The sequence below is a fragment of the Candidatus Rubrimentiphilum sp. genome, from assembly GCA_035710515.1.
GTDB lineage: Bacteria > Vulcanimicrobiota > Vulcanimicrobiia > Vulcanimicrobiales > Vulcanimicrobiaceae > Rubrimentiphilum.
Genome location: DASTDE010000004.1, coordinates 187,595 through 200,073, shown reverse-complemented (window position 1 = coordinate 200,073; position 12,479 = coordinate 187,595). Strand labels below are relative to the sequence as shown.

At 62.2% G+C, this 12,479-nt stretch carries 11 protein-coding genes; 4 read left to right on the top strand and 7 right to left on the bottom strand.

Annotated features, from left to right (window positions below; translation table 11 throughout):
* Nucleotides 1-9 precede the first annotated feature (9 nt).
* Both whiA and VFO29_10015 read right to left on the bottom strand, forming a co-directional pair.
* Nucleotides 10-894, bottom strand: coding sequence for a DNA-binding protein WhiA (whiA, locus tag VFO29_10020; GenBank protein ID HET9393838.1), 885 nt, complete (start codon nt 892-894; stop codon nt 10-12).
* Nucleotides 887-1,132, bottom strand: a complete 246-nt coding sequence (locus tag VFO29_10015) for a S4 domain-containing protein (GenBank protein HET9393837.1) — start codon at nt 1,130-1,132, stop codon at nt 887-889. The genes whiA and VFO29_10015 overlap by 8 nt, the downstream gene beginning before the upstream one ends.
* Here VFO29_10015 and VFO29_10010 point away from each other — a divergent pair.
* Together VFO29_10010 and VFO29_10005 are read left to right on the top strand one after the other, a co-directional pair.
* Nucleotides 1,131-2,600, top strand: coding sequence for an MATE family efflux transporter (locus VFO29_10010; GenBank protein ID HET9393836.1), 1,470 nt, complete (start codon nt 1,131-1,133; stop codon nt 2,598-2,600). The genes VFO29_10015 and VFO29_10010 overlap by 2 nt on opposite strands.
* Before the next feature lie 198 nt (nt 2,601-2,798).
* On the top strand, nt 2,799-3,113 hold the full coding sequence (locus tag VFO29_10005; protein HET9393835.1) for a hypothetical protein: 315 nt from the start codon (nt 2,799-2,801) through the stop codon (nt 3,111-3,113).
* A 4-nt stretch (nt 3,114-3,117) separates the two neighbouring features.
* Here VFO29_10005 and VFO29_10000 read toward each other — a convergent pair whose 3' ends face one another.
* The 4 genes from VFO29_10000 to mfd are packed head-to-tail and all read right to left on the bottom strand — an operon-like array spanning nt 3,118 to nt 9,292.
* Complete coding sequence (locus tag VFO29_10000; protein ID HET9393834.1) at nt 3,118-3,516, bottom strand: hotdog domain-containing protein; 399 nt, start codon at nt 3,514-3,516, stop codon at nt 3,118-3,120.
* Nucleotides 3,495-4,718 (bottom strand): nucleoside triphosphate pyrophosphohydrolase, encoded by a 1,224-nt coding sequence (mazG, locus tag VFO29_09995; protein ID HET9393833.1) that lies wholly within the window; start codon nt 4,716-4,718, stop codon nt 3,495-3,497. The genes VFO29_10000 and mazG overlap by 22 nt, the downstream gene beginning before the upstream one ends.
* Nucleotides 4,719-4,733: 15 nt before the next feature.
* The gene (locus VFO29_09990; protein ID HET9393832.1) at nt 4,734-5,669 is read right to left on the bottom strand and encodes a peptidylprolyl isomerase; all 936 of its coding nucleotides are present in this window, start codon (nt 5,667-5,669) and stop codon (nt 4,734-4,736) included.
* A gap of 23 nt (nt 5,670-5,692) precedes the next feature.
* Nucleotides 5,693-9,292, bottom strand: a complete 3,600-nt coding sequence (gene mfd, locus VFO29_09985; protein ID HET9393831.1) for a transcription-repair coupling factor — start codon at nt 9,290-9,292, stop codon at nt 5,693-5,695.
* A gap of 67 nt (nt 9,293-9,359) precedes the next feature.
* Between mfd and VFO29_09980 the strand changes: the two genes are divergently transcribed.
* Nucleotides 9,360-9,806: a hypothetical protein gene (locus VFO29_09980; protein HET9393830.1), complete on the top strand. Its 447-nt coding sequence runs from the start codon at nt 9,360-9,362 to the stop codon at nt 9,804-9,806.
* On the opposite strand, the gene VFO29_09975 is transcribed toward VFO29_09980, so the two are convergent.
* Nucleotides 9,746-11,173: a hypothetical protein gene (locus VFO29_09975; GenBank protein HET9393829.1), complete on the bottom strand. Its 1,428-nt coding sequence runs from the start codon at nt 11,171-11,173 to the stop codon at nt 9,746-9,748. The genes VFO29_09980 and VFO29_09975 overlap by 61 nt on opposite strands.
* Between VFO29_09975 and VFO29_09970 the strand changes: the two genes are divergently transcribed.
* Complete coding sequence (locus tag VFO29_09970) at nt 11,150-12,478, top strand: thymidine phosphorylase (protein HET9393828.1); 1,329 nt, start codon at nt 11,150-11,152, stop codon at nt 12,476-12,478. The genes VFO29_09975 and VFO29_09970 overlap by 24 nt on opposite strands.
* Nucleotide 12,479 lies beyond the last annotated feature (1 nt).

The window sequence follows — 12,479 nt, the reverse complement described above, 5'->3', positions numbered from 1 at the left end:
CGCAGTTAGTCATCGCGGGGCGGTTTCCCCGCGAAGGCGGCGTGCCAGGCGCGCGAGCGCGCCCAGGCGGCTGTTTACGGTAGGTTTGGAGATCGGCGGGTTACAGCGGCGGCCGAGTTCGGCCAGGCTTTCGTCGGGATGGCGCAGCCGCATCTCGGCGATCTCGCGCAGCGGATGCGAAAGGTGATTCAAGCCGTGTGCGGAGCTGATGAACTCGATCGTCTCGCGCTGGGCGGCCGCAGCGCCGGCCACACGTTCGAGGTTGGCCGCTTCCGTGTTGACGAGGCGGTGAATGCGGTTCTTCGTTTCTTTGAGCGCGTGCACGTCTTCGAGATGCAAGACCGCGGCGTGCGCACCGATGACGCCGAGCAGCTCGACGATAGCTTCGAAATCCTTGTAATAAAGTACGCTGCGTTCGGCGCGGCGCATGCGTTTCGGCGGAGCGGCGACCGCGCGCAAGATCCATTCGAGGCGTGCGCCCAGCTCGTTATCGGGCGGCACGAACTCCAAGTGATAGCCTTGCGCACCCGCCGAGAGCGAACCGCACGCGAGAAAGGCTGCTCGCGCTTCCATAACGCGATCGCAGCGCCGCGGCGGCTTACGTGGCAACTGGCGCAGATCATCGGGAATCGCAACGCGGAATAGGTGCTGTTTTGGCGTGAGTTTTTTCTTGTCATCCTGAGCTTGTCGAAGGACGCCCGAGTAGCGAGCGGAGCGAGCGTGACGAGGGTCCAGGCGCATGAACAACCGTGCCACGCTATTGCGGTGCGTAACGAAAACATGTTTGCGCGCGCCGTAGAGTGCGAGCCCGGCCAGTAACGCTTCTCGGCAGTGCGCGTCGGCGGGTATGCTGCGAGTCAGCGCGTCCTTCGTGTCGGCGGAGAGATTATTCATCGGACGGGCGTTCTTCGAGGATTTCGTAGAGCGCCGCGGCTTTCACGCCGGGCGTCATGCGTAGCGGCACTTCGCGGATACGAACGGTCAAGAACTTCGTTGCGTAATGAATTACCAGCACGTCGCCCGGGTGAACGTCGTAGCCGGGTTTGAGCGGTCTGCCGTCTTTGGTGATGCGGCCGTGCACGAGCGCCTCGTGCGCCTCACTCCGCCGTTTGGAGAGGCGCGAAACTTTCATGAATTTATCGAGGCGCACGCGATGCAACTTCCCGGGGAAAGAGATTGGCACCCTGCTCGCCAACCGAGCGCCGATGGCTGCAGCCCGCCCGGCCGTTCGTCGCGGCCAAGTGAACATCTTCGATGAGAGCCGGCCCATGTGGTCGCTCTTTCTCATCTTTCTCGTCCCGCTGCTGCTGAGCAACATCCTTCAAGCCGCGTCGCAAACGGTCGCGAGTATTTACCTGGGGCAACTGATCGGCGTCCGTGCGCTTGCCGCGGTCTCAGGGATTTTCCCAATCATCTTTTTGCTGATCTCGTTCTTGATCGGTCTTTCGAGCGGCAGCACCGTGTTGATCGGGCAAGCCTTCGGCTCCGGGAATGTCGCTGCGATGAAACGCGTCGCCGGAACGACGCTCACGATCAGTCTGTTATTGGGAATCATCGTTGCGCTGATTGGGTTCTTTCTCACGCCGGAGCTCCTTCGCCTGATTGGCACGCCGCACGACATCTTCGACGGCGCAACCGTGTACGCGGAGATTCTGTTTGCGTCGTGCCCGATGTTTTTTCCATATCTGGCCTACACGACGTTCATTCGCGGGACGGGCGACTCGCAGACGCCGTTTTACGTGCTGTTCGTGAGCACCGCGCTCATCGCGATATTAACGCCGGCCTTCATTCTTGGCTGGGCGCACCTTCCGCGCTTAGGCGTGGCGTCGGCTGCGATCGCCGGCTACATCGGGAACTCCGTCGCTTTTGTCGGCTTGCTGGTGTTGCTGGCCCGCCGCAAGGATCCGCTCTCGTTCGATTTCGAGATGATTCGCGACATGCGCGTCGACTGGAAGATATTCAAGACAGTCGTACGGCTCGGCGTTCCGATCGGCTTACAAGTGATTATGGTCGCACTGGCCGAGATTGCCGTCATCACGTTCGTGAACCGTTTCGGCTCGGATGCGACGGCGGCGTACGGCGCGGTCAACCAAATCGTCGGTTACGTCCAGTTCCCGGCGATTAGCATCGGCATCGCTGCATCGATCTTCGGCGCGCAGTGCATCGGTGCAAGGCGCGAAGACAAGCTCAACAGCGTTATCCGTTCCGGCGTGGGACTCAATTACATCATCGGCGGAATCATCATCACCATATGCTATATCTTCGCGTGGCAGATTCTCGGATGGTTTGTTACGTCCAAACATCCGCTCGATATCGCGCACGGCCTGTTGATGATCACGCTGTGGAGTTATCTGCTCTTCGGCAACTCGTCGGTGCTTAGCGGCGTAATGCGCAGCAGCGGCACGGTGTTTTGGCCAACCGTAAATGGTATTTTCGCGATTTGGGGCGTTGAGGTTCCGGCTGCTTGGATTCTGATGCACAAATTCGGTATCGACGGCATCTGGATGGGCTACCCGATCGCGTACGTCGTCGTCGTATTGTTGCAGTTCACGTACTACGAATTATTCTGGAAGCGGAAGACGCACGAACGCCTGATTTAATGTCGCAGCGCGTCCCGCGTCATGGCGCGGCGATAATGTGTCATGGTGAGCCCTTCGTCAAGCTCAGGACAGGCTCTGTCGAGCCATGACCGAGCAGGGCGCTCAAGGCGCCCGTGACGAGGGCCGCGGGGCAAATCCTTAACAAACCGAACACGGCCAGGAGAACTTCCGGCAACGCGAGTATCGCCTAATCTCTTCATGGAACACGAGCCGAATAACCGCGAACTCATGGACGCCATGGTGGATCTCCGGAACGGTATGGTTGACGAATTCGGGAAGGTCTACCGCCGTTTCGACGCGATTGACGCGAAATTAGTTGAACACGACAAGCGATTCGAAGTCATCGATGGGCGCCTTGAGAGCTTGAAATTTCGCGTTAGCTCGCTCGATCACCGGGTCGGGCACATTGAAACGCGCGTCGAGCACCTAGAGACGAGCTTTGGCCGAATGGAAGGCCACATGGAGCACATCGGAACCGCCGTAGAGCAGCTGCAACAACACCTTCCAACCTAACGTACTATTTCCGTTTCTTGCCCTTTGGCGTGACGCACGTGCCTGATGCCCGGCACACTACGATTGGTTTGTCCAGAAAGTCAGCAGCACTTTCGCCAATAGCAGGCTGTGCGGCTATCACTTTGCGCGCTTCGAACGCCATCTTGCGCGACGTGTTGCCGACGCTGACGATTCGTCCCTCGGCTTCGATATAATCGCCGGCTCGAACCGGCTCAAGAAACTCGACGCTGTCGTAGCCGGCGAAAAGTCCCTCATCGCCGTCCATGCGAATCAACAGTTCCGTCGCGACGTCGCCGAAGAGCTGCAGAATGCGTGCGCCGTCGACAAGGTTGCCGCCGTAATGCGCGTCGTGCGCGGACATCCGCACGCGAACGGTGCTCTTTAGGTCTTTGCCAGCTTCCACAATTCCTCGAGTTCGTCCAGCGTCATGTCGGACAGCGCTTTGCCATTTTTGGCGGCGCGCGCTTCCATAAAACTGAAGCGCTTGTAAAACTTGTCGTTCGCCTCGCGCATGGCCGCCTCCGCGTCGATGCCGAGCGCGCGCGAGAGATTGACCAGCGTGAAGAAGACGTCGCCGAGCTCCTCGCGCACGTGCGGATCGTCCTGCTTGGCGCGCCGTGCATCGGCGAGCTCGCGCAGCTCTTCCACTAGTTTGTCTAGAATCTGCTCGACCGCCGGCCAGTCGAAGCCGACGCGCGCGGCTTTCTCTTGCATCCGTTGACCGCGCTGAAGCGCCCCGAGTTGCTTCGGAATTCCCTCCAGGCGGCTGGTGCGTTTGCGTCCGGTGGACTCTTCGGCTTTTAGCCGCTCCCAATTCTTCCACTGCGCATCCACGTCTTCGATCACAGCCTCGCCAAAGACGTGCGGGTGGCGCCGGATCATCTTGTTGGAGAGCGCGTCGATGACGTCGGCGCTCGTGAAACGTCCAGTCTCACTTGCGACCTGTGCGTGAAAGACGATCTGCAGCAGTAAGTCTCCGAGCTCTTCGGCGAGCGCGGTCTCGTCGCCGAGCTCGATCGCCTCGACCACTTCGTAGGTCTCTTCAATTAAATACGGCACGAGCGTGCGGTGCGTTTGCTCGCGGTCCCACGGGCACGAACGCCGCAACCGCGCCATGATCTCGATCAAGTCGTTCCACGTGTGATGCGCGGAGCCGGGCGGCAGCGGCACGAGCGGCATCGCGATTGCCGCCGAGAGCGTGTCGCGCGGCATGCCGGGAACGATCTCCGTTTGCACGCCGCGCGCTTCGAGCGCGCGCAGCAGTTGCGGGAGGCCGGGAAAATCCGAGAGCGGATTACCGGGCACGCCGATCACAATGTTGTCATCGTGAGGTATCGAACGACCGCGAGCGGCAGCGAGCGGCCCTGAGCGAAGTCGAAGGGATTCCGCAAAGCTCTCAATGACTTCAGAGCTGCCGCGTACGAATAGCGCCGGGTCTATTGCAAGGTCCTCGGCGAGCCTTACGCCTTGCGCCTGCAGATAGGCCGTCAGCTCGCCGGGCGCCAGCATGACGACGGCGCGATCCGACGCGCGCAGCGCGTCGAGACTTCCCAAGGTGAGCAGTCCGGGATCGCCCGGCCCCAACCCGACGATGCGCACGAGCATGGTGCGCCTATGCGGCTACTTCGTCGGCGCTGTGGTCGGTGCCGGCGCTGCCGACACGGCCGGAAGCGGCGTCGGGAAGATTCCCGCAAATCGTTGATCGTTCACGTCGATCTTTGCGGTCATCTGGAGTTGCTGTAAGAACTGCTGAATGAGCGGACTCTCTTGCTGTTGGCGCAGCATCGTCGCGATCTTCGCGCTGGAGTTTGCGAGCGTCGCCTTCATCGCCGGCTTCCGTTCCTCGATTTGAATGATGTGATAGCCCAGCGGCGACTTAACCGGCGCGCTGATCTTTCCGACCGGGCCGGTGAAGACGTACGTATCAAATGCCGGTACCATGCGGCCGCGCGGGAACCAGCCCAATTCGCCGCCGGCGTCTTTGCTGCCGGGATCGAGCGAATACTGTTTGGCCACTGCCGCGAAATCTTTGCCCGCTTTGAGATCAGCCTCGACTTTTTGCGCCGTCGCCGCGTCCGCCACCAGAATGTGCCGCGCGCGCGCTTGCGCCGGCTGGTCGAGCTGCGCGTGATTCAGCGCAAAGTAAGCCGCAATCTGTTTGGCCGGAACCTTCACGTTGCCGCCGACCGCTTTATCTAGAACGATCTGACGCCGGATCAAATCCTGAACGTCTTGCTCGGACAGACCGCGCGTCTTGAGCAGCTGGTCCCACTGAGCGGCCGGATATTGTGCTTTGTACTGGTTTTCTACCTTGTCTATCTCGGCCTGAGTGACGGTAATCTTGTGGCTCTGCGCGTACTGGTCGATCAGGTCGTCCGTAACCATCAGCTGCAAAACTTGCCGCGCCGTTACCGGCGACGTGCTGTTTTCGAGTTTGTTGTCGAGCTGGTCGCGCGTGATCGCCTGACCGTTGACGGTCAGGACCGTTCCACCGCTGCCGCATGCCGTTAATGTAGCCGCTAACACGATGGCGGCGATTCCTACAAATTTTATCACCGCCGCCCGTTTCGCGCCGGGGGCTAGATCGCCTCTAACAGCTCGCGCAGCAGCGGCATCCAAACCGCTTCGGTCGACGCTCCGCCGCGCGGCGGCGGCAAGTCCACGACCACCTTGCCTTCGCCGAAGCGAAAGTGGTTTTTGGTCAGCGACGCAAAGCGCGCGATCGCGCCGGGCGCCAGCGCAAAGCCCGAGCCTACGCCGAGCGTCAGGCGCTTTTCATCCACGACGACTCGCGTCACGTGCTTGTGCAGCGCGATGGCGCGGAGTTTGGTGAGCTCGACGAGATTCTCAAGCGGTTTGGGGAACGGGCCGAACCGGTCGCGTACGCCGGCGGCGACCTCTTCAACCTGCGCTTGCGTGCGCGACTTAGCAAGCTGCTGATAGATTGCAATTTTTTGTGAGACCTGCGGGACGTAATCGTTGGGAACGTAGGCGTCGATCTTGACGTCGATGACGGCTTCGCGCTGCTCCTGGAGCTCGGCTTGCTGACCTTTGCGCTCGGCGATCGCTTCGGCCAACAGCTGGCAGTACGTGTCGAAGCCGACCGACGCAATGAAGCCGGACTGCGCGGAGCCCAGCAGATTCCCCGCGCCGCGAATCTCCAGATCGCGCATCGCGATCTGCAAGCCGCTGCCCAGGTGCGCGAACTCGCGGATCGCTTCGAGCCGCGCTTTGGCTTCCTCCGAAAGCGATTTGTGCGCTTGATAGAGCAAATACGCGTAGGCTTGGTGGTTGGAGCGTCCGACCCGGCCGCGCAGCTGATAGAGTTGCGCCAGCCCGAACTTGTCCGCGTCGTTGACGATAATCGTATTGACGTTCGGTATGTCGATGCCGTTTTCGATGATCGTGGTCGCGATCAGGACGTCGATCTGCCCCTCGATGAAGGCTTGCATGATCGGCTCGAGCTCGGCTTCCTTCATCTGACCGTGCCCCACGGCGATCCGCGCGCGCGGCACCAAGCGTTCCAACGCGTTCTTCACGGCGTAGATCGATTCGATGCGGTTGTGCAAGTAGTAGATTTGGCCGCCCCGGTCGAGCTCCGCCGTAATGGCGCGCTGAACAACGGCGTCGCTGGCGGGAACTACGACGGTCTTGATCGACATGCGGTTCTTCGGCGCGGTTTGTATGAGCGAAAGATCGCGCACACCCATCAGCGACATGTGCAGCGTGCGCGGAATCGGCGTCGCCGAAAGCGTCATGACGTCGACGCTCGCACGCAATTGTTTGAGACGCTCCTTTTGCATGACGCCGAAGCGCTGCTCTTCGTCGACGATGATCAGGCCGAGGTCGGCGAAAACGACGTCTTTCTGCAGCAGCCGGTGCGTTCCGATGACGATGTCCACGCGGCCTTGCGCCAGCTCGCGCAGCGTCTCTTGCTGCGCGCTCTTACTTTTGAAGCGCGAGAGCTCTTCGATGCGGATGGGAAAACCGGCAAAGCGGCTCGCGAACGTGCGGTAGTGCTGCGCGGCCAAGAGCGTCGTCGGCACCAGCAGTGCAACTTGTTTTTTGTCGGCGATCGCTTTAAAGGCGGCGCGGATGGCAACTTCGGTCTTGCCGTATCCGACGTCGCCGCAGACCAGGCGGTCCATCGGCCGTTCGCTCTCCATGTCCGCCTTCGAGTCGACGATAGCTTTGAGCTGATCGGGCGTCTCGTCGTACGGAAAGGCTTCCTCGAGCTCGGACTGCCAGGGCGTGTCGGCGGCGAAGGCGTGGCCGCGCGCCATTTCGCGCTCCGCATAGAGCGCGACGAGTCCGTCCGCGATCTTTCCGAGCGACTCCGAAACCCGTAACTTCGTACGCGCCCAATCCGCGCCGCCCATGCGCGAGAGACGCGGCGTCGCGCCTTCGGCCGCGCTGTACTTGGCGACTTGGTGCATCTGCGTGACGGGCACGAGCATGCGATCCGTTCCGGCGTAATGCAGATCCAAATAATCTTGCGTTGCGCCGAGAATCGTTTCGGTGCGCAGGCCAAAATATTGCCCGATGCCGTGCACGCTGTGCACGACGTAATCGCCGACGCGCAAGTCGGCCAGCGTTACGGGTACGCCTTCCTTGACCGCGCGCATCTTCACGCGCTTGGGCGGCTGACCGTAGATCTCGCGATCGCCCAGCACCCGCAAACGCAACTCGGGAATTGCAAATCCGCTTTCGATCGATCCGTGGTCTATCACGATGTTGTCGGGCGTGTTAAGTGTGTCATGGTGACCCTTCGACTCACTGCGTTCGCTCAGGACTGCGCTACGCGCAGGCGCTAAGGAATCGACATTCAAGCCGGCCGCGCGCACGATGTCCGCTGTACGCGCGGCGCCCGAAGTTACAAGCACGACCGTCTCACCGGCGCCCGTCCAATCGCGCAGCGCTTGCGTGAACATGTCGATTTGCCGGTTGAAGTGTTCGGCCGGACGCGTTTCGAGCACAAACGATTCGATCGTGCGCGGCAGCCAATGCAGCAGATCCGCGCTCTCGATTGCGCCGGGAAACGCCACGGCACGCGTCCGCGTTAAGGCCGGCGCGAGATCGCTCAGGTGCGGGAACGGTGCGGTGACTTCGGCGAGCAGCGATTCCGCGACGTCGGAAGCTCTCACGGATAATTGATCGGACGCGAGCGCCTCGAGCAAGACGTTATGTTCGCGCGACCGTTCTTCGTCGAGTGCCCGTTCGACGGTGGCGAGCATGCCGGGTTCGTCCAGCACGATCGTCGCGTGTTCGTTCAGGTAATCGAGAACCGTTTCGCGTTCGTCGAATGCGAGTGAAAGCCACGCTTCGGGAATGTCGCTGCCCGACTCGAGATGCGCGCGCGCGGCTCGCGCTACGTTCTCCGGCGCGTCAAGCCGTTCGAGAATGCGCGCGCGTAGCGATTCGTCACGCGGAATCTCACTCCAAGGGACGATCTCCAGCGACTGCAGTGCGCCTTCGCTGCGCTGCGACTCGAGTTCAAATGGGCGAATGCTCTCGACTGCATCGCCGAAGAACTCGATCCGCGCCGGCCGGTCTGCAGTCGGCGAAAAAACATCGACGATTCCGCCGCGTACCGCATACTCGCCCACCGCGCTGACCACGTCGCAGCGGCGGTACCCCAACGCGTACAGCCGCTGGAGCGTTCGATCCCAGCCGGCGTCCTCGTTCACCCGCAATGCGAAGCGCGAACGCGCAAACCGTTCGCGCGGAATAACGTACTGCCGTAACGCGATCAGCGGCGCGAGAATGATTCCCGGTTTGCCGTCCGCGAGATCGGCCAGCAACGCCATACGCGCGCTGTGCTCGGACGGACTCTCGAGCGCGCCGACCGCTTCGTCCCGCGAGCGCAGAAGCGACACGCTGCGCGCTTCGTCTTCCTGGAGAAAATACAACAGATCGGTGAAGGCGCGCTCGGCCGCATCCGCCGTCGGCATCGCGACGAAGAGCTGACCTCCTAGCGCCCGGTACAGTGCGGCAAGCAAGGCCGGTCTGGCGGCGGGGATCGTCTCGTGGAGTGCGTAGAACCCCCGGCCCTTGCGCAGGCGTTCGATCAGTGCGGCGAGGGGACGAGCGCTCTGGAGGGCGTGGATCAGCGTCCCCGCTTGGCTTCCAGGGGGGTGTAGCTCGTTTCGTGACGGCGGCGGAGCCGCTGTCGCAGGCATCCGGTGTTGCTAACCCGCGGCTTGCGCTGACGGTTTCGGCGCGCCGGGCCCGGAAGAGGAGCGTGTCGTGTTTTTAGCCGCCGCGCTCGCTGTTGCGATCTCCCCGTGCGCCTATCGCCCGGAATTGAAGATGGTGCCTGTCGTCTCGCAGCTGCGGATTGTCCGCCAAGGTTCGTCGTACCAAGCCGCCGCGCACGTCCGCTTTTCGGTCCGGAGCGTGAGGAAAGCGCAGCTTCCGGATGACGCCGGCTTGCGCGCCCACGTGCACGGGTATTTTACGATCGTGCAGCGCCTGGCGCAGGCGTCGCAAGTGCAAGCGCTTGGAACCGTGCCTGCGCAAGCCCGCGCGCACCTCGCCAAAGCGATCGCCGCGCTGGCGTACGACGTCAACGTGGAATACAAACGGCAGGTGCGAGTTTACGATTCGGTCACCGAGAACGGGAGGTCGCAAGATCAGGGACCGGCGTACGGTTTCCCGGGCGGTCCGAATGCGAACGTGTACTGCGCTAGATGACGGGCGGCAAAAAAGCCTAATGCAGCAGCTGCCAGCGGAGCGAGCGCGATAGCGACAGCTGTCGATTGTGAAACGTCGGTGGTGCTGTCGGGCAGATACCGGACGATTGAAGCGAGCGTTAACGCGATTAACGCCCACCGCGCGGAACCATTTAGAATGAAGGCGAGCGGCAAAATCCACAGCGCGTACCACGGGTAGGGATTCGGGATCGCGATCCAGAGTCCGAGCGCGAGCATTCCCAGGCCGATACGATTGCCTTTCCACGCCCCGATCGCTCCGGTGACGAAGCACGCCGAGGCCAGCGCAGCGGCGAACACGATCGCCGCGGTGGATCCGAACGGCAGCGAGAGAACGTATTGCAACGAGAATTGCGGAAAATAAGAATGCCCGCGCTGGGATGAACCGGCGGCAAGTTGTTCGAGGGCCGGCAGGCTGACCGCCACGCACACTGCGCCGCCCGCGACTACACCCGCGCCTATGCGTAAAAACCGGCCGTCGCGCGCGTAGGCGACAAGCGCGGCGGCGGCAGCTATCAGCCCCGGAATTTTCAGCAGAGCCGACAGCGCAAGCAGCGCCGCACCGGAGAACGCCCGCGACTGTTTGATGAGGGCGAAGCCGGCCAATGCGAGCGCGATTACGTAAACGTCGTTGTGCCCTTCGGCGCAGCACCAAATCGCGACCGGATTCAGCACGATGCCGGTTGCGGCCGCAGCTCGGGTATTTTCGGGAAAAGCAGCGTACGCCAGCGGCGCGCAGAGTATCAATGCCGCGCATGCGGCGGTGCGAAACGCCCACAGCGGTGCGTCGGGGCCGAAGCCCATGAAGCTCGCAACAACCGCTTGCGCGAACCACACGAACGCCGGGCCGTACACGCACACCGGCGGCGGGTTTCCCCATTGCCACAGCACCGCATCCAGCAGAGGTCCGCGCATCGTAACCGCCGCGTGCGCGTATGGATTCAATCCGTGCAGTGCCATCCATCCGTAGGCCGCATAAGCGTACGCGTCGCTTGAGAATACGACCGGAAAAAACAGCGCGGCAATGCACGCGAGGATGCTCCACACAACTGTCATCACGAGCGTGCCGCGGTGACGAAGTGCGGCCACGTATCCCACACTCGCAATCGCAACTGCAGCCAATAGCGCGAGAAACATGAGGGAACCGAAGTTTCCCCAGTACGTGACGACAACGAGCGGCTGCGCGCGATCGATCGCAAATGCCGCGGGCGCTTGCCGAAGGAGCAGGCGGCAGAGAATCGCGCCTACCGCAAATCCTGTCGGAACGAGAAAGGCGTACGTCGTCAAGCGGCGGGCTTCGCTGCCGTCGTCGCGAAACCCGGGCGGATGGACGAGACGGCGATGCGGCACTGCATCGAACGCAAACGTAACGGCAAGCCGCTTTCGGCGAGCGAGTGGGACGCGATTGTCGACGGATTCATGGAAGGGCGCATCGACGAAGCGCAGATGGCCGCACTCTTCATGGCGTGCGTTTGGCGAGGCATGACATTTGAGGAAGCGCACGCGCTGACCGACGCAATGGTGCGCAGCGGTGAGACGGTCACCTTCGATCGCAGCCGGGGCATCGTGGTCGACAAACATTCCAGCGGCGGCGTCAGCGACATCGTTTCGCTCGCGGCCGTGCCGCTCGCCGCCGCGTGCGGCGCGCGCGTTGCGAAACTTTCCGGCCGCGCGCTCGGCCACACCGGCGGAACGATCGATAAGCTCGAGGCGATTCCGGGGTTTAACGCCGCGCTGTCGTTGGACGCGTTCGTCCGGCAAGTCGAGCGCGTCGGTTGCGCGATCGCGGCGCAGACGCAAGCTCTTGTCCCGGCGGATAAGCGGATCTACAATTTGCGCGACCGCACCGGCACGGTGCCCTCAATGGGACTGATCGCCGCGTCGATCGTCTCCAAGAAGATTGCATGTGGAGCGCACGCGATCGTCTTCGACGTCAAGACCGGCCCGGCGTCGTTCACGCCGCAACCCGAGCAAGCCCGCGAACTCGCGCGCTGGGTCGTCGAGATTTGCAAGGGCTTCGGACGCGAGGCGATCGCATTTGTTACCGACATGCATCAGCCGCTCGGGCGAACGGTCGGCACCGGCATCGAGATCGTCGAAGCTCGCGACCTGCTCAGGTGTCATGGTGAGCCCTTCGAATCCCTCAGGACAGGCTCTGTCGAACCACCCCCGAGCTTGGCGAGGGGCGGGCGAGCAATAGAGCTGACGCTCAAGATCACTGCCGCACTCTTGGATGCATCTGCAATCGCGGGCGGGCAAGAGCGCGTGCGCCAAGCATTAAACGACGGCAGCGGTTATGCCAAGCTTCTCGAGATGGTCGAGGCTCAGGGCGCTTCGCGCAGCGCGCTCGAGGGCATGGAGCTCGACGCCAAGCCGCTGACGGTCAAGGCGGCGCATAGCGGCTTCGTGCACGCGATGGACGTCGTGCACTTGGGCAATGCCGGCCGGCGGCTCTGCCAACACGACAAACTCGGCGGGCTTTTCATCTGCGCGCAAATCGGCGACCGCGTCGAAGCGGGTCAGCCGCTCGCCCGCGTCTACGGCGCCGACAAAGAACACGTGCGTAACCTGGAAGCATCGTTCAAAATCGCCGCGACGCCGGCCGAACCGCCGCCGCTGATTTACGATGTGATCAAGCCTGCAGATTCGGCGTGAT